General features: G+C 74.1%; 20 protein-coding genes. 12 read left to right on the top strand and 8 right to left on the bottom strand.

All coding sequences use genetic code 11. The features are described 5' to 3' along the window. Positions 1 to 63 precede the first annotated feature (63 nt). The 3 genes from ACFVU7_RS02685 to ACFVU7_RS02675 all read left to right on the top strand — a co-directional run bounded on the left by ACFVU7_RS02685 (position 64) and on the right by ACFVU7_RS02675 (position 2,477). Positions 64 to 1,305 (top strand): sensor histidine kinase, encoded by a 1,242-nt coding sequence (locus ACFVU7_RS02685; protein WP_388044176.1) that lies wholly within the window; start codon positions 64 to 66, stop codon positions 1,303 to 1,305. Then, positions 1,302 to 1,979, top strand: a complete 678-nt coding sequence (locus ACFVU7_RS02680) for a response regulator transcription factor (protein WP_074000791.1) — start codon at positions 1,302 to 1,304, stop codon at positions 1,977 to 1,979. The genes ACFVU7_RS02685 and ACFVU7_RS02680 overlap by 4 nt, the downstream gene beginning before the upstream one ends. A 186-nt stretch (positions 1,980 to 2,165) precedes the next feature. Next, positions 2,166 to 2,477: an SHOCT domain-containing protein gene (locus tag ACFVU7_RS02675; RefSeq protein WP_117487545.1), complete on the top strand. Its 312-nt coding sequence runs from the start codon at positions 2,166 to 2,168 to the stop codon at positions 2,475 to 2,477. A 129-nt stretch (positions 2,478 to 2,606) separates the two neighbouring features. Here the strand turns inward: ACFVU7_RS02675 and ACFVU7_RS02670 are convergent, their stop codons facing one another. From ACFVU7_RS02670 to ACFVU7_RS02660, 3 genes are all read right to left on the bottom strand, one after another. Beyond that, positions 2,607 to 3,491: a metallophosphoesterase gene (locus ACFVU7_RS02670; RefSeq protein ID WP_074000793.1), complete on the bottom strand. Its 885-nt coding sequence runs from the start codon at positions 3,489 to 3,491 to the stop codon at positions 2,607 to 2,609. A gap of 248 nt (positions 3,492 to 3,739) precedes the next feature. Beyond that, the gene (locus ACFVU7_RS02665) at positions 3,740 to 4,093 is read right to left on the bottom strand and encodes a DUF4190 domain-containing protein (protein WP_388043953.1); all 354 of its coding nucleotides are present in this window, start codon (positions 4,091 to 4,093) and stop codon (positions 3,740 to 3,742) included. Positions 4,094 to 4,150: 57 nt separating this feature from the next. Then, positions 4,151 to 4,306 carry a hypothetical protein gene (locus ACFVU7_RS02660; protein WP_158077657.1) on the bottom strand — a complete coding sequence of 52 codons (156 nt, stop codon included), beginning with the start codon at positions 4,304 to 4,306 and terminating at the stop codon, positions 4,151 to 4,153. Positions 4,307 to 4,426: 120 nt separating this feature from the next. Here ACFVU7_RS02660 and ACFVU7_RS02655 point away from each other — a divergent pair, with 120 nt between their 5' ends. From ACFVU7_RS02655 to ACFVU7_RS02630, 6 genes are all read left to right on the top strand, one after another. Then, positions 4,427 to 5,056 (top strand): TetR family transcriptional regulator, encoded by a 630-nt coding sequence (locus tag ACFVU7_RS02655; protein ID WP_049654505.1) that lies wholly within the window; start codon positions 4,427 to 4,429, stop codon positions 5,054 to 5,056. A 149-nt stretch (positions 5,057 to 5,205) separates the two neighbouring features. Next, positions 5,206 to 6,069, top strand: coding sequence for a serine protease (locus tag ACFVU7_RS02650; RefSeq protein ID WP_388043951.1), 864 nt, complete (start codon positions 5,206 to 5,208; stop codon positions 6,067 to 6,069). Between the two features lie 249 nt (positions 6,070 to 6,318). Further along, positions 6,319 to 7,839: a S28 family serine protease gene (locus ACFVU7_RS02645; RefSeq protein ID WP_053112204.1), complete on the top strand. Its 1,521-nt coding sequence runs from the start codon at positions 6,319 to 6,321 to the stop codon at positions 7,837 to 7,839. Positions 7,840 to 8,024: 185 nt separating this feature from the next. Further along, positions 8,025 to 8,753 (top strand): TetR/AcrR family transcriptional regulator, encoded by a 729-nt coding sequence (locus ACFVU7_RS02640; protein WP_074000797.1) that lies wholly within the window; start codon positions 8,025 to 8,027, stop codon positions 8,751 to 8,753. After that, positions 8,737 to 10,371 carry an acyl-CoA dehydrogenase family protein gene (locus ACFVU7_RS02635; protein ID WP_074000798.1) on the top strand — a complete coding sequence of 545 codons (1,635 nt, stop codon included), beginning with the start codon at positions 8,737 to 8,739 and terminating at the stop codon, positions 10,369 to 10,371. The genes ACFVU7_RS02640 and ACFVU7_RS02635 overlap by 17 nt, the downstream gene beginning before the upstream one ends. Further along, positions 10,368 to 11,360, top strand: a complete 993-nt coding sequence (locus ACFVU7_RS02630) for an amidohydrolase family protein (RefSeq protein WP_388043949.1) — start codon at positions 10,368 to 10,370, stop codon at positions 11,358 to 11,360. Before ACFVU7_RS02635 ends, ACFVU7_RS02630 begins: the two co-directional genes overlap by 4 nt. Here the strand turns inward: ACFVU7_RS02630 and ACFVU7_RS02625 are convergent, their stop codons facing one another. Further along, a complete protein-coding gene (locus tag ACFVU7_RS02625; protein ID WP_388043947.1) occupies positions 11,361 to 12,164 on the bottom strand; it encodes an inositol monophosphatase family protein in 804 nt (267 codons plus the stop codon). Positions 12,165 to 12,279: 115 nt separating this feature from the next. Between ACFVU7_RS02625 and ACFVU7_RS02620 the strand changes: the two genes are divergently transcribed. Further along, positions 12,280 to 13,272, top strand: a complete 993-nt coding sequence (locus tag ACFVU7_RS02620) for an Lrp/AsnC family transcriptional regulator (RefSeq protein WP_388043945.1) — start codon at positions 12,280 to 12,282, stop codon at positions 13,270 to 13,272. 166 nt (positions 13,273 to 13,438) lie between these two features. Beyond that, positions 13,439 to 13,873 (top strand): hypothetical protein, encoded by a 435-nt coding sequence (locus ACFVU7_RS02615; RefSeq protein WP_388043943.1) that lies wholly within the window; start codon positions 13,439 to 13,441, stop codon positions 13,871 to 13,873. Here ACFVU7_RS02615 and ACFVU7_RS02610 read toward each other — a convergent pair. The 3 genes from ACFVU7_RS02610 to ACFVU7_RS02600 form a co-directional block, all read right to left on the bottom strand. Then, positions 13,870 to 14,718, bottom strand: a complete 849-nt coding sequence (locus ACFVU7_RS02610) for a helix-turn-helix domain-containing protein (RefSeq protein ID WP_388043941.1) — start codon at positions 14,716 to 14,718, stop codon at positions 13,870 to 13,872. The genes ACFVU7_RS02615 and ACFVU7_RS02610 overlap by 4 nt on opposite strands. Positions 14,719 to 14,809: 91 nt before the next feature. Then, complete coding sequence (locus ACFVU7_RS02605) at positions 14,810 to 15,292, bottom strand: membrane protein (RefSeq protein WP_049654835.1); 483 nt, start codon at positions 15,290 to 15,292, stop codon at positions 14,810 to 14,812. 176 nt (positions 15,293 to 15,468) lie between these two features. After that, positions 15,469 to 16,176, bottom strand: a complete 708-nt coding sequence (locus ACFVU7_RS02600) for a 4'-phosphopantetheinyl transferase family protein (protein ID WP_388043939.1) — start codon at positions 16,174 to 16,176, stop codon at positions 15,469 to 15,471. 310 nt (positions 16,177 to 16,486) lie between these two features. Here ACFVU7_RS02600 and ACFVU7_RS02595 point away from each other — a divergent pair, with 310 nt between their 5' ends. Continuing rightward, positions 16,487 to 17,950, top strand: coding sequence for a choice-of-anchor A family protein (locus ACFVU7_RS02595; RefSeq protein WP_159028540.1), 1,464 nt, complete (start codon positions 16,487 to 16,489; stop codon positions 17,948 to 17,950). 138 nt (positions 17,951 to 18,088) lie between these two features. Here ACFVU7_RS02595 and ACFVU7_RS02590 read toward each other — a convergent pair whose 3' ends face one another. Continuing rightward, the gene (locus tag ACFVU7_RS02590) at positions 18,089 to 18,718 is read right to left on the bottom strand and encodes a TetR/AcrR family transcriptional regulator (protein WP_388043936.1); all 630 of its coding nucleotides are present in this window, start codon (positions 18,716 to 18,718) and stop codon (positions 18,089 to 18,091) included. Positions 18,719 to 18,735 lie beyond the last annotated feature (17 nt).

Below are 18,735 nucleotides of genomic sequence, written 5' to 3'. Positions count from 1 at the left end.
ACGCCCGAACGCCACTGCTGGAGGACGCGTGGGGGCGCGGCGCGGGTCTAGCTTGTGGGCATGATGCCGCCCACCTCCCCGCCGACCGAGCCGCCCGTGGCGGAGCAGCCGCGGGGGGAGCCGCCCGAGCCGCCGCGCCCGCCGTGGGCGCGCGCGGCCGCGGTGGGCCACGCCCTGGGGCCGGCGGTGGCGGTCGCGGCGATCCAGGTGGTCGGCTCGACCGTCGCCGCGCACGGCCAGCACGGGCGGGTCCCGCTGGACGCCCTCGGCTACCTCCTGCTGCTGCTCGGGCCGGCCCTGCTGGTGCTGCGCGGCCGCCGGCCGGTCGCGGTGGCGGCCGGCACCTCGGTGGTCACCGCCGGGTACCTGGCCGCCGGGTACCCGTACGGGCCGGTCTTCGTGAGCTGGCTGATCGCCTGCTGCGCGGCGATCGGCTCCGGGCACCGCCGGGCGGCCTGGACGGGCGCGGCCGGGGTCTACCTGGTGCACCTGCTGGGCGCCTTCGTGCTGCCGGCGAGCTGGCAGCGCGCCGCCCCGCCGTCCGGCAGCGTCTGGCCGCAGGAGCTCGGGCTGCTGGCCTGGCTGCTGCTGGTGATGGCGGGCGGCGAGCTGGTCCGGTTCCGGCGCGAGCGGATCGCCGCCCACCGGGCCTACCGACAGCAGCTGGAGGAGCGCCGGGCCAACGAGGAACGGCTCAAGATGGCCCGGGAGTTGCACGACATCCTGGCGCACAGCCTGTCGCTGATCAACATCCAGGCCGGGGTCGCGCTCGCGCTGCTCGACCGGCGGCCGGAGGAGGCGCGCGGCGCGCTGGTCACCATCAAGTCGACCAGCAAGGAGGCGCTCGGCGAGGTCCGCCAGGTGCTCGCGACGCTGCGCGGGCCCGGCGCGCCGCCGCGCGGGCCGGCCCCGGGGCTGGACCGGCTGGACGAACTCACCGAGCAGGCGGACCGGGTGGGCCTGGAGGCGGAGGTGCAGGAGCGCGGCGAGCGGCGCGCGCTGTCCGCCGCCGTCGACCTCACCGCCTTCCGGATCGTCCAGGAGGCGCTCACCAACGTGGTCCGGCACTCGGCGGCCCGGCAGGCGGTCGTGGTGCTGGACTGGACGGACCGGGCCGTGCTGGTGGTCCGGGTGGAGGACCCGGGGCCCGCGGTGCCCGGTGACGCGGGCGGGTCGGGCAGCGGGCTGGTCGGGATGCGGGAACGCGCGGCGGCGTTCGGTGGCACCATCACGGCGGGGCCGCTGCCCGACGGCGGCTTCCGGGTCCGGGCGGAGCTGCCGACACCGAAGGCGGAGAGCGATTGATTCGGGTACTGCTGGCGGATGACCAACTGCTGGTCAGGGCGGGCTTCCGGGCCCTGCTGGACCTCCAGGACGACCTCACGGTGGTCGGCGAGGCGGACGACGGCGAGGCCGCGGTCCGGCTCGCCCGCGAACTCGTGCCGGACGTCGTGCTGATGGACATCCGGATGCCGCGGATGGACGGGCTGGAGGCGACCAGGAGGATCGCCGAGGACCCGGCGCTGTCCTCCGTGCGGGTGGTCGTGCTGACCACCTTCGAGCTGGACGAGTACGTCTTCGAGGCGCTGCGCTCCGGGGCGGCGGGCTTCCTGGTCAAGGACACCGAGCCGGCCGACCTGCTGCGGGCGGTCCGGGTCGCCGTCGCGGGGGACGCGCTGCTCTCGCCGGGGGTCACCCGGCGGCTGATCGGCGAGTTCGCCGCCCGGTCGAAGCGGCCCGAGACCGTGCCGCAGGGGCTCTCGGACATCTCGATGCTGACCGAGCGGGAGCGCGAGGTGCTGGCGCTGGTCGGGATGGGGCTGTCCAACGAGGAGATCGCCCGGCGGCTGGTGGTCAGCCCGCTGACGGCGAAGACGCACGTCAGCCGGGCGATGGTGAAGCTCGGGGTGCGGGACCGGGCGCAACTGGTGGTGCTGGCCTACGAGTCGGGGCTGGTGCGGCCGGGCTGGCTGGGCTGAGTGCGGAGGCGGTCGGGGCGCGGGCTGCTCCCGGGCCGGAGCGTCGCGGGTGGTTCGTACTCTCCCGGGAGTATCCCAACTGCCGCTGCTGGTAGGACGCGCGATGAGGCTCTTCGGCGGGACGCTTCAGGTGTCTCGGGAACCGCCCGAGGTGCTGGAAGCCCACCACCGAGGAGTTGAACCACCATGTACACCCAGCTGGCCGACTGGCACGGCCCGGGCCCGTGGATCCTGCTGATCCCCCTGGTCTGGATCGCCGTGGTGGTCCTGGTGATCGCGGTCCTGCGCCGCACGGTCTGGCGGCGGCACGGCTGCGGGTACGGCGCCAGGGCCGGGTTCGGGCCCGGATCGGGAGCCGGGGCCGTCGCGGAGCATCCGCTGGCCGTCCTGGGCCGCCGCTACGCCGAGGGCGACATCGACGCCGAGGAGTACCGCGCCAAGCGGGCCGTGCTCAGCGAACCGCCGCGGGGCGACCCCGGAGGAGGCGGCGCCAAGTGACCGCCCTGGGCGTCGTACGGGGCGCCGCCGCCCGGGTGGCCGACGACCGGGTCGCCGACGCCGTGGAGGTCCACGGCGTCGGCGGCGCCGGGGGCCGGCAACCCGGCCGCGTGACGGTGGGCCGGAGGCTCAGCCCGCCTGCTGCGGGAAGACCTCCCGCAGCAGCGGGTCCGGCAGTCCGCGCTTGCGCCACTCGCGCGGGTAGCCGAGCGAGACCTCCGTGAACGGGACGCCGTCGTAGGTGGTCCGGCGCGGGATGTGGAGGTGTCCGTAGATCATCGCCGCGGTGTTGAACCGGGTGTGCCAGTCGGCGGTCAGCTCGGTCCCGCACCACTGGGCGAACTCGGGGTACCAGAGGATCTCGGTGGGCTGACGGACCAACGGGTAGTGGTTGACCAGGACGAGCGGGACGTCCGGGTCGCAGGCCGCCAGCCGCTTCTCGGTCAGCCGGACGCGCTCGCGGCACCAGGAGTCGCGGTCCGGGAACGGGTCCGGGTAGAGCATCCGCTCGTCCGCGCAGACGATGCCGCTCTCGTAGGCGGCCGCCAGGGAGGCCTCCTTGGTGGTCGTGCCCGGCGCGCGGAAGGTGTAGTCGTAGAGGAGGAAGAGCGGGGCGATGCGGACGGGTCCGCCGGGGCCCTCCCAGACCGGGTACGGGTCCTCGGGGGTCACCACGCCGAGCCGGCGGCAGCGTTCCACCAGGTGCTCGTAGCGGGCCACTCCGCGCAGCTGGACCGGGTCCTCGGGGTGGGTCCACAGCTCGTGGTTGCCGGGCACCCACACCACGCGGGCGAAGCGTTCGGCGAGCAGGCCGAGGGCCCACTCGATGCTGGTGGTGATCTCGGCGACGTCACCGGCGACGAGCAGCCAGTCCCCGGGGTGGGAGGGTTGGAGCTTCTCCACCAGGTCGCGGTTCTCCTGGTAGGAGATGTGCAGATCGCTCACGGCGAGCAGCCGTCCACCCGTCGGGGTGGTCCGTTCCGGCTGTGCCTCGCTGCGGTTCTCCGTAGTCACTCCTGCCCCCTGAGGTCGCCCGGCCAATGGGGCCCACCCTACGTGGCGGGCGGGGGGAGTGGGGCGGGTTGACGGGATCAGTCGTTCGAACCGTCGGTTCAGGAGCCGAGGTCAGCCCGGCGATTCACCGGTGGTTCACCGGCGGGTCAGGGCCGGGACGGTGGATCGGGAGCCGAGCGGAAGGCGGGCTGAGGACAGGAGGCGGGATCAGGAAGTGGGAGTGGAAGGGGAGTTGGGGTCGGGCCGGTTCAGGAGCTGATGTCGATGAGCACCCCGTGGGAGGTGGCGGTGGTGACGGCGAGGATCGCCAGCGAGGCGATGCCGAGGGTCAGGCCGAGGACGGCGCGGCCGCGCCGGTTGGTGCCGCGGACCAGGGCCAGGGTGGCCAGGGTGATGGCGATCGGCCCGAGGACGATGTTGAACAGCAGCAGGCCGGGCAGGCCGAGGAGGAAGGAGGCGACAGCGAGTCCGTCGGCCTCGGCGGTGCCCTGACGGCCGGTCGTCTGACGAGCAGTCTGCTGGGCCTGGCGCTCCGGGCGGTCAATGTTTTGGCGGCCGGTGGCGATGCGGCCGGTGGCGAGACGGTCGGTGACGGTGCTCATGGTGGTGCGGGTCCTCTCTGGAGGGTGGCCGCGGGTGCGGTCCGCGGAGCGGCCGGGTCAGCGGTGCCGGAGGCGGGCGATGCCCTCGCGGGCGCCGAAGGCGAGCAGCCAGGCGGTGATGCCGGCGGAGGCGGCGAGGAAGACCGGGAGCGAGGTGTGGGCGGCGGTGCCGATCAGGATGCCCATGGCGACCAGGGCGGAGAGCAGGATCACGGCTGACTCCTTCGGCTGCGGCTGGGACTGCGCCGATTTCGGTTGACAAGTGTTCACTGACTTCGGCCCCACTCTACGCTCGGCTGGCCAAGTTCGGCAAACGAATGTTTACTGAATGGCGTGAGTCACACCGTTGGGGCCAGGCAGGCCCAGAAGCAGCAGAGTCGGCGGGCCTTGCTGGATGCCGGGCTGCACCTGTTGGCCGATCAGAACCTGGCGAGCCTGGGCGTCCGCGAGGTCACCCGCGAGGCGGGGCTCTCCCCGGCCGCCTTCTACCGGCACTTCCCGGACCTCGCCGCCCTCGGGGTGGCACTGGTCGAGGAGTCGCTGGCCAGCCTGCACGTCATGATCCGTTCGGTGCTCGCCGAGGCCGGCGACGCCGAGGAGCTGATCGACCGCGCGGTGGACGTGATCGAGCGGCACGTCCGCGAACACCGGCCGCACGTCCGCTTCCTGGCGCGCGAGCGGCACGGCGGGGTGCGGCGGGTGCGCGAGGCGATCGACGCCGAACTCGGCCGCTTCGCCGCCGAGGTGGGAGCCGCCCTGGCGCTGCAGCCGCAGTCGCGGGGGTGGAGCGAGCAGGACCTGCGGATGCTCGCCGAGCTGTACGTCGACCACATGGTCTCCACGGCCGCCGCCTTCCTGGAGGCGCTGGAGACGGACCCGGCCCGGGAGCGGCGGATCGCCGCCACCGCGCGCCTCCAACTGCGCCTGATCAGTCTCGGTCGGGAGCACTGGCAGGCGGGTTGACCGTCCGGGAGTTGGCCGGGTGGCGACGATAACCGGTCATTGCGGCTTGGGCGGTTCTTGGTGTTGCTTTGACTCTTGACAGTGGGTCATGTCCGCGACAGCTTTGGTGCACCCCCACCAGTGGATCCCCCCACACCGAGAGGTCTCTCATGAAGAAGCCGCTCAAGCCGCTCATAGGCACGGTCGCCGCGCTCCTGGTCGCCGGGGCCACCGCCCTCGGCGGAGCCGCTCCGGCCCAGGCCGCGGCCTCCGCCGACAAGTCCGCCGCCAAGCCCGTCACCGCCGTCAACTTCGCCGGGACGGTCGCCCTCAGCAACTGCTCCGGCTCGCTGGTGCGGATGCCCGGCTCGACCGCGAACGACCCGGCCCTCATACTCTCCAACGGCCACTGCCTGGAGACCGGCATGCCCGGTCCGGGCGAGGTGGTCCTCAACCGGTCCTCCAGCCGGACCTTCACCCTGCTCAACGGGAGCGGCAGCGGTGTCGCCACGCTGCGCGCGAACAAGATCGTCTACGGCGCGATGACCGACACCGACGTGTCGATCTACCAGCTGAACACCACCTACGCCTCGATCCAGTCCCGGTACGGCATAGCCCCGTTGACCATCGCCGCCACCCACCCGGTCCAGGGCGCCTCGATCAAGGTCGTCTCCGGCTACTGGAAGAAGATCTACTCCTGCTCGGTGGACGGCTTCGCCTACCGGCTGAAGGAAGCCGACTGGACCTTCAAGGACTCGGTCCGCTACACCTCCACCTGCAACGTGATCGGCGGCACCTCCGGCTCGCCGGTGGTCGACGCCTCGACCGGCCAGGTGGTCGCCGTCAACAACACGATCAACGAGAGCGGCGAGACCTGCACCCTGGACAACCCCTGCGAGGTGGACCAGAACGGCGCGGTGACGGTCCGTCCGGGCATCGGCTACGCCCAGGAGACCTACGGGATCCCGGCCTGCTTCGCCGTCGGCAACCGCTTCGACCTCACCCTCGCCGGCTGCACCCTGCCCCGCCCGTAAGCCACCAGGGCAACCGCGCTGACCAGCACTTTTCCCCCGATGGGCCATCCGCGAACGGCGGGTGGCCCATTCGGCCGTCCATCGGTCGGCCACCGCTCCACCCCGCTCCACCCGGCCGTCCACCAGTCGGCCACCGCTCCACCCCGCTCCACCAGTTCCACCGCGCTCCACCCGCACCATCCGCTCCACCCGCGCCGCGCGGCCGTACCGGCGGGCGGCGATCATGTCAGCTGAACAGATGGAGAGTTGATGACCACCACCGTGAGAAGGCTGCTGGCTTCCGCCCTGCTGATACCGCTGCTCGCGCTCGGCGGCCTGGCGAGCCCGGCGTCCGCCGCCGACGGCCAGGGCGCGCAGGGTGCCCAGGGGGCGCAGGGTGACCAGGGCAAGGGGTCCCGCCACGGCCGGAGCCCCGCCGACGACCCGACCGCCGACATCAAGGACCGCCTGGCGGCGATCCCCGGCGTGACGATCACCGAGGAGAAGCCGACCACCACCGGTCACCGCTACTTCGTCGCCACGTACACCCAGCCGATCGACCACTTCCGGCCCTGGCTGGGCACCTTCCAGCAGCGCTTCAGCCTGCTGCACCGCGGCTACGACCGCCCGACCGTCTTCTACACCAACGGCTACACGCTGGGCACCAACCCGTCCCGCACCGAGCCGACCCGGCTGGTGGACGGCAACCAGGTGTCCATCGAGTACCGGTTCTTCACCCCCTCCCGCCCGGAGCCGGCGGACTGGTCGAAGGCCGGCATCCGCCAGGGCGCCGCGGACTCGCACCGGCTGGTGACCGCGCTCAAGCGGATCTACCAGGAGGAGTGGCTGTCCACCGGCGCCAGCAAGGGCGGCATGTCCTCCACCTACTTCCGCCGCTTCTACCCGGACGACGTGGCCGGCACGATCGCCTACGTCGCGCCGAACAACACGAACGTCAACGACTACCAGGCGTACAGCGACTTCTTCCGGACCGTCGGCACCCCCGAGTGCCGGGCGAGGCTGAACGCCGCCCAGCGCGAGCTGCTGGTGCGCCGTGACCGCCTGGTGCCCCGCTACGTCGCCGACAACAAGGCGTCCGGCTCCACCTTCAACACCCTCGGCTCCCCGGACCGCGCGTACGAGGCCGGCGTGCTGGACGTGGTCTGGGGCTTCTGGCAGTACAGCCTGGAGGCCGACTGCGCCAAGGTCCCGGTCGCCGCGACCGCGACCGACGACGAGCTGTACGCCTGGTTCGACTCGCAGTCCGGCATCACCGGCAACAGCGACCAGTCGCTGGCGAAGTACACCGCGTACTACTACCAGGCCGCGACCGAGCTGGGTGCGCCGTTCTTCGACGTCTCGCACCTGAAGGACGTGCTGCACTACGACTACAAGGAGCTCTACTCGGTCCGCAGCTACGTGCCGAAGGAGATCCCGACCGTCTTCAACCCGAACGCGATGCCCGACATCGACCGCTGGGTGAAGCGCGAGGGTGAGCGGATCATGTACGTCTACGGCGGCAACGACCCGTGGGGTGCCAAGCCGTTCCACCTCGGCCGGGGCAGCGAGGACAGCTACGTCTACACCGTGCCCGGCGGCAACCACGGCTCGAAGATCGAGCAGCTGCCCGCCGCGCAGTCGGCGGAGGCCACCGCCAAGGTGCTGGAGTGGGCCGGTCTGGGCGACGCGAACGCCGCCCGCTCGCTCGCCAAGACGCCGCAGCCGGGCTCGGACTTCGGCCCGCTGGACGTCGAGGGCCAGCGGCTGGAGCAGGAGCGCCGCCCGCTGTAGCGCTCGCGCTCGCGCTAGGCAGGTCGCACCACCACGCATGAGGAGGAGGCCGTCCCGGAGCCCGGGGCGGCCTCCTCGCGTCGTCCCGCGCCCCCGCGCCCGCACGTCCCCCGCGCCCCGCCGGCGGGAAGGTCGGGCCGCCCCAGCCCCTCCCCGAAGCAGTGAATCAGTGCTTCAATGCTTGCATGGCCTACCGACGCACGCCCGCCGTACAAGCCCGCCTGGACGCCCAGCGCGAAGCGGTGCTCCAGTCGGCGGTCGGCCTGCTCGCCGAGCGCGGCTACGGCGGCTGCACGATGGCCGCCGTGGCGGACCGCGCCGGGATCGCCACCGGCAGCCTCTACCAGCACTTCAGCGGCAAGGCCGAGCTGTCGGTGCAGCTGTTCCGCCGGGTGGTCACGCACGAGATCGACGCGGTCAACGCCGCCGTCGCCCGCCAGGACACCCCGAGGCGGCGGATCGCCGCCGTGGTCGAGACCTTCGCCGCCCGCGCCCTGCGCGCGCCCCGGCTGGCGTACGCGCTGCTGGTCGAGCCGGCCGACGCGGTCGTGGACGAGGAGCGACTGGTGTTCCGGCGGGCGTTCCGGGACGTGATCGCCACCGAGATCGCCGCCGCCGTGGCGAGCGGCGAACTGCCCGAGCAGGACCCGGTGCTGACCGCCGCCGCCCTGGTCGGCGCGGTCGGCGAGGCCCTGGCCGGCCCGCTCGCCGCCGCACCCGGAACAGCCGTACCCGGAACAGCCGCGTCCGGGGCAGCTGCCACACCCGGAGCGGCCGAGACCGGAGCGGCCGAGACCGGAGCCGCCGGGACCGGAGCCGCCGAGCCCGAACAGAGCGACAAGACCACGGTGGTCCCCGCCCTGGTCTCCTTCACCCTGCGTGCCCTGGGAGGACGCGATGACAGCTACGCATGAGGTCACCAACCAGGTGCCCCTGCCGTACGGACACGACACCGCCGCCGACCCCACCCTGCTCGCCGCCCTCCAGCGGGCCGACGCCGGCTGGGCCGAGCCCGAGCTGCGCGAGCTGGGCCGGCTGGCCGGTTCCGAGCAGGCCGCCGAGTGGGCCCGGCTGGCCAACGAGAACCCGCCGGTGCTGCGCACCCACGACCGCTTCGGCCACCGGATCGACGAGGTCGAGTTCCACCCGGCCTGGCACGAGCTGATGCGCACCGCCGTCGGGTACGGCCTGCACGCCGCCCCCTGGCGCGACGAGCGGCCCGGCGCCCACTCCGCCCGCGCCGCCCGGTTCTTCGTCTGGGGCCAGGTCGAGGCCGGCCACACCTGCCCGATCTCGATGACCTACGCCGCCGTCCCGGCCCTGCGCGCCAACCCGGCCCTGGCCGCCGAGTTGGAGCCGCTGCTGGCCGCCCGGGAGTACGACTACGGGCTGCGCGAGCCGCGTACCAAGCGCGGGCTGATCGCCGGCATGTCGATGACCGAGAAGCAGGGCGGCTCGGACGTTCGCACCAACACCACCACCGCCACCCCGCACGCCGACGGCACCTACCGGCTCACCGGCCACAAGTGGTTCACCTCGGCGCCGATGTCCGACCTCTTCCTGACCCTCGCCCAGGCCCCGGGCGGCCTCAGCTGCTTCGCGCTGCCGCGCGTCCTGCCGGACGGCGGCCGCAACCGCCTGCAGCTGATGCGGCTCAAGGACAAGCTCGGCAACAAGTCCAACGCCTCCGCCGAGCTGGAGTACGACGGCGCGGTCGGCTGGCTGGTCGGCGAGGAGGGCCGGGGCGTCCCGACCATCATCGAGATGGTCAACATGACCCGCCTGGACTGCACCGTCGGCGCGGCCTCCGGCATGCGCTACGGCGCCACCCGGGCGGTGCACCACGCCCTGCACCGGCGGGCGTTCGGCAAGGCGCTGGTCGACCAGCCGCTGATGCGCAACGTGCTCGCCGACCTGGTGGTGGAGTCCGAGGCGGCCACGATCGTCGCGATGCGGCTCGCCCGGGCCACGGACCGCGCCCTGGCCGGCGACGAAACCGACGCGCTGGTCCGGCGGTTGGGCCTCGCGGTGGCCAAGTACTGGGTGTGCAAGCGCGGTCCGGCGCACGCCGCCGAGGCGCTGGAGTGCCTGGGCGGCAACGGCTACGTGGAGGAGTCCGGGATGCCCCGGCTCTACCGGGAGGCGCCGCTGGTGTCGATCTGGGAGGGCTCCGGCAACGTCGCCGCCCTGGACGCGCTGCGCGCCATGGCCAAGCGCCCGGAGACCGTCGAGGCCTTCCTCGGCGAACTCGACGCCGCCGCCGGCGCGGACCGCCGGCTGGACGCGGCCGTCGCCGCGCTGCGCAAGGAGCTGACCGACCCGGGGGACCTGGAGTACCGCACCCGTCGGCTGGTCGAGTCGATGGCGCTGGCCCTCCAGGGCTCGCTGCTGGTCCGGTACGGCAGCCCGGCGGTCGCCGACGCGTTCTGCGCGAGCCGGCTCGGCGGCGACCACGGCGCGGCCTTCGGCACCCTGCCGTCCGGCGTCGACACCGGGGCGATCATCGACCGCGCCCGCCCGGTGATCGCGTGAGCGACCGGGAGGCGGACGGCGACCGGGAGGCGGAGGGCGTCCGGGCGTTCTGGCAGGGCCTCGGCCTGCCGGGGCTGATCGACGTGCACACCCACTTCATGCCGAAGAACGTCCTCGACAAGGTGTGGGCGTACTTCGACGCGGCCGGCCCGCTGGTGAACCGCCCGTGGCCGATCACCTACCGCGAGGCCGAGGAGCAACGGGTCCGGCGGCTGCGGGACTTCGGCGTCCGGGCGTTCACGTCCATGCTCTACCCGCACAAGCCCGGCATGGCCGGCTGGCTGAACGGCTGGGCCGCCGACTTCGCCGCCCGCACCCCGGAGTGCCTGCACACCGCGACCTTCTTCCCCGAGCCCGGGGCGCCCGGCTACGTGGCCCGGGCGATCGAGGACGGTGCCCGGGTGTTCAAGGCGCACCTCCAGGTCGGCGGCTACGACCCGGCGGACCCGCTGCTGGACGGGGTCTGGGGGCTGCTCGCCGAGACCGGCACCCCGGTGGTCACCCACTGCGGGTCCGGGCCGGTGCCGGGCAAGTTCACCGGCCCCGGCCCGATCGGCGCGGTGCTGGAGCGGCACCCCGGCCTGGTCCTGGTGGTCGCCCACCTCGGGATGCCCGAGTACCGCGACTTCCTCGACCTGGCCGAGCGCCACCCGGCCGTCCGGCTGGACACCACCATCGCGTTCACCGACTTCGCCGAGGCCGACGTCCCGTTCCCGCGCGCGGAACTGCCGCGCCTGCGCGGGCTGCGGGAGCGCGTCCTGCTCGGCAGCGACTTCCCCAACATCCCCTACCGGTACGTCCACCAGCTGGAGGCGCTGGCCGGGCTGGGGCTGGGGGAGGAGTGGCTGCGGGCGGTCTGCCACGACAACGCGGCCGCCCTCTTCGGACTCGGACCGGGACCCGAGCCGCGACCCGAGCCGCGACCCGAGCCGCGACCGGAACCGCGACCCGAACCGGGGTCCGAAGCGGGCCCCGAACCGAGGGGCTGATCACCGCACCGTCCGCAGCACCTCCAGCGCCCGGGCGTGCAGCCCGGGCGCGGCGGCGAGGAAGCCGTCGGAGCCGGCCGTCCAGGCCGCCCCGGCGGCGTCCGTCACCGTGGCGCCCGCCTCGTGCGCGATCAGCGCGCCGGGCAGCAGGTTGCCCGCGTCCATGCCGTACTCCCAGAACAGCGCCAGGTGCCCGGAGCCGACCTGGGCCACCTGGAGCGCGGTCGGGCCGAGGTTGCGCACCGCCAGGACGGCGCCCGCCATCGCGGACAGCGACTCGCCGGCCCGGCGCAGCGCCACCGGGTTGGCGGCCACCCGGGGCGGCTGGCTGGTGGCGGCGACGGTGACGGCCAACTCCCGTTCCAGGGGCGCGATCGGCCGCCCGTCCAGCTCGGCCCCGCCGCCGAGCACCGCCCGGTAGGTACGGCCGTCCTGCTCCGGGGCGTGCACCACGGCCAGCACCGCCGCGCCGTCCCGCACCAGCGTGGCGGTCACCGCCCAGTGCGGCTGCCCGAGCAGGTACTGCACCGCTCCGTCGGTCGCGTCGCACAGCCACCACTCGCCCTCGGCGGGCACCGGGCCGTCCAGTTCCTCGGACACCCAGCCGGCCCGGGGGCGCAGCGCCGTCAGCCGCTCCCGCAGGGCGGCGGCCGCCGGGCCGTCCAGCTCGGCGAAGCGGGCCGCCGCCTCCTCGACGGTCCGCGCCGTGACCGGCTCGGCGGACCGGCGTGCCGCCAGCCCCGCACCGACCTCGCGCACCGCGGCCTCCACGCCCTCCGCCAGCGTCCACAGCCCGTCCGTCACGGTGACTCCTCCTCGCTCCGGGCCGGTGTCCGCTCCGGCCGCCCGGGACAAGGAGTACCGTCAGGGCTGCCGAACAGGACGCAGCAGCCGCCGGAAGTGGCGGGGATCGGACACCATGGACCTCTCCACCGCCGATCCGGACAGCATGCTGGACGCCCTCGACCGCCGCCTGGTGTGCGCCCTCCAGGTGGACGGACGGGCCGAGCCCGGCCGGATCGCCGAGGTGCTGGGCGTCTCCGCCCGGACGGTCACCCGCCGGCTGGGCCGGATGCGGCAGGCCGGGGTGCTGCGGGTGGTCCGGCTGCCGGACGTCGAGGACGCCGCCGTGGGCGCGCTGCTGCTGCGGGTCCGGGTGCTGAGCGGCCGGGTGGACGCCATCGCGCGGGCCCTCGCCGACCGCCCCGACGTGCCGTTCGTCGACGTGATGCTCGGCGGCCACGAGGTCGGGGCCGTGGTGCTCACCGACGCCGGCTCCCGCGACCGGCTGCTGTACGGGCAGTTGCCCGCGACCGGCGCCGTCACCGAGACCACCACCCACGCGGTGCTGCACGCCTTCGCCGACGCCGGGCAGTGGCGGGCCGGGTACCTGACCGGGGAGGAGTCCGCCGCGCTCGCCCGGCCCGCCGTCCCGCGCCCCGCCGCGCCCCCGCCGCTGGACGATCTCGACCGCGCGCTGCTGGAGCGGCTCAGCGAGGACGCCCGGCAGTCCCACGCCGTACTGGCCGCGGCCGTGGGCGCGCCCGAGTCCACGGTGCGCCGCCGGCTGCACCGGCTGGACGGGGCCGGGCTGCTGCGCACCCACGCCACCGTGGACCCGCGGCTGCTCGGCCTGGCCGTGGACGCCAACCTCTGGCTGGACGTGCCGCCCGGCCGGATCGCCGAGGTCGGCACGGTGCTGGCCCGCCACCCGCGGGTGCACGGGGTGTTCGCCACCAGCGGCCCGGCCAACCTGCTGGCCACGGTGTTCTGCCCGGACCACGGCGAGCTCTACCGCTTCCTCACCGACACCCTCGGACCGCTCGGCGTCACCCGGGCGGAGACCACCATCACCGCCCGCGCGGTGAAGCGGGCGGGCGTCCTGCTCCGGCAGCCGCCCGGGCGGCCGTAGCCCGGGTGCCCGTGGCCCGGCGGCCGTAGCCCGACGACCGTGCCCGTGCGGGCGCCCGCCCTTACCTGCGGGGTAATCGACGCCCGCCGCCGGGCCGGGCAGGGTGGGGGCACCCGGTGCGGCCGCCACGGTCCCGGGGCCCACCCCCGACAGGAGGCGATCCGCCATGTCCGCCCACGCGAACACCCTCAGCCCCGCCCGGCCAGGTTCCGCTCTCTCCCCGTGGACGGTGCGCGGCGCCCTGACCCTGGACGCCCTGGTGACCGGCGGCAACGGCCTGGCCTACCTGGCCTTCTCCGGTCCGCTCGGCGAACTGCTCGGCGCGGGCCGCACCACCCTGGTCGAGGTCGGGCTGCTCCTCCTCGGGTACGCCCTCGCGGTCGGCGCGCTGGCCGCCCGGCGGCAGCCGCCGGGGCCGGGGGTGCGGGCGGTGATCGGCGTGAACCTGGCCTGGGTGGTGCTCAGCCTGGTCGCGATGGAGGCGTGGCTGGAGCCGACCACCGCCGGGTTCGTCTGGATCCCGGTGCAGGCCGCGGCGGTGGCCCTGTTCGCCGTCCTCCAGTTCACCGCCCTGCGGCGCCGGGCCCGGCAGCAGGGTTAGCGCTCAGGGCCGACCACGGACTGCAGGAACCGCACCGTCTCCGCGTCGGCCGGCAGGAAGGTCTCCATGGCCAGCTCGGAGACGGTGACGTCCAGCGGCGTGTTGAAGGTCGCGATGGTGGAGAGGAAGGAGAGCACCCGCTCCTCGTACCGGATCCGCAGCGGCAGCGCGAACGGGGACCCGTACGCGGCCGGCCCGTCCACCCGGTCGTCGGCCGGCTCGTCCGCCGGGTCGCCGGCCGGTTCGGGGTAGCCGCGGACCTCCTCGTACAGCCGGCGCAGCGGCTCGGCGCGGACCAGCTCCAGCTGCCGCTCCATCCGCTCCAGCAGGTGCCGCCGCCACTGCCGCAGGTTGACGATGCGCGGCGCGAGCCCGTCCGGGTGCAGAGTGATCCGGATCGCGTTGAACGGCGGCTCCAGCAGGTGCGGGGCGACGCCGTCCAGGAGCAGTCCGAGCGAGCGGTTGGCCGCCAGCACCCGGAAGGACCCGTCGACCACGACCGCCGGGTACGGGTCGTGGGCGGCCAGCAGCCGCTCCAGCCCGCCGCGCAGCGCGGCCATCGACGGGTCGTCCAGCGGCGTCTCGGGGTAGTGCGGGGCGTAACCGGCCGCCAGCAGCAGGGCGTTGCGCTCGCGCACCGGGACGTCCAGCTCCTCGGCCAGCCGCAGCACCAGCTCCCGGCTGGGGCGGGAGCGGCCGTTCTCGACGAAGCTGAGGTGGCGGGCCGAGGAGTCCGCCCGCAGTGCCAGTTGCAGCTGGCTGAGCTGCCGTCGTACCCGCCAGCCGCGCAGCAGCGGACCGACGCCGGTTCCCGTCGGGCTGCCCATGCCCGCCATGATCGTCATGGCCCAGGACGGTACTCGAACCACCCCGGTCGGCGGGAGGGGGCGCGGGGGACCAGGCGACAAGGAGCCCGGGGCCCGGGGGATCAGGGGCTCAGACGCCGGTGCTCGACCCCGGGCGGATGACCATGAGCACCACGACCACGGCCCACAGCAGGTTGAACACCCCGGCGGTCATCGGCAGCAGCTTCAGGCCGCCGACGGCCTTGGCGTGCCGCTCGTCCGACGGGTCGAGTTCGAGCGCGTCCACGGCGGCCTGCTGGCCGGGCAGCACGAAGAGCAGGAGGGAGAGCGCGGCGATCGCGGTCAGCACCATCGAGACGATCACCCAGGACTGCCCGAGCACGTCCATCACCTGGGCCAGGCCGATGCCCAGCACCGGCACCGCGACCCCGAGCAGCGCGTAGACCTGGGTGATCCGGTGCAGCACCCGCAGCACGCCGGCGTCGGAGGCCCGGTCCGGTCCGCCCGCCAGCGCGGCCTTCGCCCGGCGCGGGAACATGCTGACGGCCACCGCGACCGGGCCTATGAACAGGACCGACACGAGGACGTGCAGGCTCAGCAGGAACTTGGCCATGGCGGGGCACCCTCTTGAATTCCGGTGGGCAGCTGGTCGGCTGGGGGCGGGGCGCACGCGATCGGCGGGCCCACGACCAGGCACGCTAACACCGCTTATTCACCGGCCCACCGCGCGGGTGGGCGCCGGAGCCCGCCGCCGGAGCCCGCCGATGCCCGGCGCCCCGCCCCCTTCGCTCAGCCGGCCGCCGTGAGCTGCACGATCCGGGGCGGGGCGGTGCTGACGGCCGCGACGGCGGCGGCGTGCTCCGGGTCGGTCCAGTCGAGCAGGTGCAGGTCCTCGTACCGGCTGCGCAGCGGGGCGCCCGGCGGGACGGTCAGCGGCAGGGCGGAGAGGTCGACCCGGCCGAGGGTGTCCAGGGTGGCCCGCCCGATCTTGATCAGCGACTCCTTGCGCACCCAGAGCCGCAGGAACGCCCGCTCCGGCTCCGGGTCGGCCTCGACCAGGGCGAGCTCGGCCGGGGCGAGCACCCGGCGGGCGACCGAGCGCAGCGAGCCGCCCCGGGTGGACAGCTCGACGTCGACCCCGATCGGCTGGAACCCGGCGCCGGCCGCGACCACGCCCCGGGTGTGCGACAGGCTCACGTGCACCCCGGGGTGGTCCGGCAGGTAGGGCTTGCCGTGGTCGGCGAGCCCGCAGTCCGGGCACTGCTGGGCGAGGACGAGGCCGGCCGCCGGCACGTCGAGCAGCCGGGCGGCGCAGAGCCGGACCAGGACGTGGCCGGCGGTGAAGTCGGTCCGCCCGGACTCGTGCCGGAAGCGCGCGGCGCGCTCCCGCTCCATGGCGGTCAGCAGGTGCTCGCCCGCCTCGGGGTGCCGCAGTACGGCGTCGGCGGACGCGACGGCGACGAGCGGCGCGCTCTGTTCCTGGGCCTCGGTGGTCATGCCTCCAACCTAGGGCCTGTCTTCGAACTCGCGTCTGCGGGGCGACGCGAGTTCGAAGACACGCCCTGGGGCCTTGCCGTCCGTCGGCGCCCGCCCGAGGAAGCGCTGCTCCGTACGGATGAATTTCGGATCCGATCTGAGGGTCTGTAAAGTGCGGATGGTCCGTTTTGGGGTTGGATGTCCCGGATCTGTTAGATCGCCAGCAGATGGCACGGAACATGGCAGGTCGTCCCGGCCTGTCCTTTTCTCATGCACGGAGGAATTGTCGATGGGTCAGGCCACCGGTTCGCCGGATCACAGAACGACCGCCGTGAGAACACCGGCCACACGAAGGCGCCGGGCCGTCCGGGTGGCGGTGGCGACCGCCCTCACCGCGCTGCCGCTGGCCGCGGTGCTGACGGTCGGTTCCGCCGCCCCGCTGGCCCCGCCGCTGGGCGCCTGCTCGGGGCCCGACTGCCCCGCCACCTGGCCGCCGCCCAACAACGGCGACTTCCCCGGCCGCGACGCCACCATCAACGTCTTCACCGGCGGCGACTACACGGTGACCGGCCGCGCCGCGGAGGCCGAGGGCAAGATCGTCACGCTGGGGAACCTGACCGTCGACAAGAACGGCGGCGGCATCTACAACATGGGCGTCGTCGGCGTCGGCTCGCGCGTGGTGCCGCCGAACGGCAGCGACTTCGTGACCACCGGCGGCAACGTCGACGTGCTGACCGGCAACGCGATCCTGATCGGCGGCAGCGACTCGCACGGCCCGGCCTTCGGCAACCTGCGCCACGCGGGCTCCGTCACCGGCACCGTGAACATCGACCCCACTGGCGAGTCGATCCAGGACCCGAACGCGGCCGCGCCCTACCAGTCGGTGCTGACCCAGATCGAGGAGGTCTCCGACTGCGTCGGCCGGGCCACCGCGACCGGCACCGTCGACATCTCCCCGAGCCAGGCGACCTTCACCGGCGACGGGACCAGCATGAAGCAGGTCTTCAACGTCACCCAGAACCTCGCCTCGCCGTCCGGCGGGCAGATCGGCCTGGTCTTCAACAACATCCCGGCCGGCGCCACCGTCGTGGTGAACATGCTCGGGGACAGCCCGATCATCAACACCTACACCGGCACCGGCCTGGCCGGGGACCAGACCACCGACATGCGCTCGAAGCTGATGTACAACTTCCCGACCGCGACCTCGGCGCAGATCCTCGGCAGCGCCCAGTTCCAGGGCTCGGTCATGGCCGGCAACCCGGGCGGCACCACGACCATCGCCCAGCCGGGCATGAACGGCCGGGTGTACCTGGCGGGCAACCTGGTCCACACCGGTACCGGCGGCTACGAGATCCACAGCTACCCGTTCGACGGCGACCTGCCGGACTGCGCCGTGACGCCCAGCCCGTCGCCGACCTCACCGACGCCGTCCCCCTCGCCGACCTCGCCGAGTCCGACCTCGCCGAGTCCGACGTCGCCGTCTCCCACGTCGCCGTCTCCCACGTCGCCGTCGCCGACTTCCCCGTCCCCGACCTCGCCGTCCCCGACGTCTCCCGCGCCGACCTCTCCGGCGCCGACCTCGCCGTCGGCCAGTGCGACGACGTCGAGCGCCGGTCCGGGTCCGACCAGTCACCACCCGACCAAGGCGCCGACCAGCCAGCACCCCGGTGGCGGTGAGCTGCCCTCCACCGGTGCGGGCAACGCTCCGGTGGTCTTCGGCCTGGCGGGCGTCGGCCTGCTCGGCCTCGGTGGTCTGGCCGTACTGGCCGCCCGCCGCCGCGGCCGCCACAGCTGACGGACCGTACGGCTGACGAACTGACGAACTGACGAACTGATCAGCCGGACAGCGGTGCAGGCCGCCCGAGTCGACCCCGACCGGGCGGCCTGCGCCGTTCCCGTCCCCGGCGCCGCGGGTTTCCCCCGGTCCGGCCGCCTATCGCTCGGCCGGGTAGTGGGCGAGGCCCGAGGCGAGCAGGCCGAAGGCCCGCCGCACCGCCGACTCGACCCGGGTCCGTACCGCCTCGGTCGGCTCCCCGGCCACCATGGCCCGCCGGATCTCGCCGAGCACCGCCCGGTGGGCCCCCGCGACGGCTCCGGCCACGATCCGGGGGAGCGGGTCCTCCGGTGAGGCGCCCGTCTCCTCGGCCAGGGCGGCCGCCAGCGCCGCTTCGGCCCGTTCGCCGAGCTCCAGCAGTCGGGCCCGCAGGGCGGCGCTGTCCTCGACGATCCGCCAGAACGCCGCGATCCCCGGGTTCAGCCCGACCGTCGGCTCGCCGCTCGCGAAGGCCGCCAGCAGGTCGGCCCGGACGGCGTCCACGGCCGAGCTGCCCGGGGGGCGGTGCCGGACCACCTCGGCCAGGTGGGCGACCACCTCCTCCTGGCGGTCGAAGAACAGGTCCTCCTTGGTCGGGAAGTAGTTGAAGACCGTGTTCGGCGAGACCCCGGCGGCCCGGGCCACCTCGACCACCGTGACCCGGTCGAAGCCGCGCTCGGCGAACAGGCCCATGGCGGTGTCGGAGAGCAGCTCCCGGGTCTGCTGCTTCTTGAGTTCGCGAAGTCCCATGGCCGGATCCTATCCGC

It is taken from the genome of Kitasatospora sp. NPDC058046, from assembly GCF_042885595.1.
Lineage (GTDB): Bacteria > Actinomycetota > Actinomycetes > Streptomycetales > Streptomycetaceae > Kitasatospora.
This window is presented reverse-complemented; position numbering and strand designations above follow the sequence as displayed.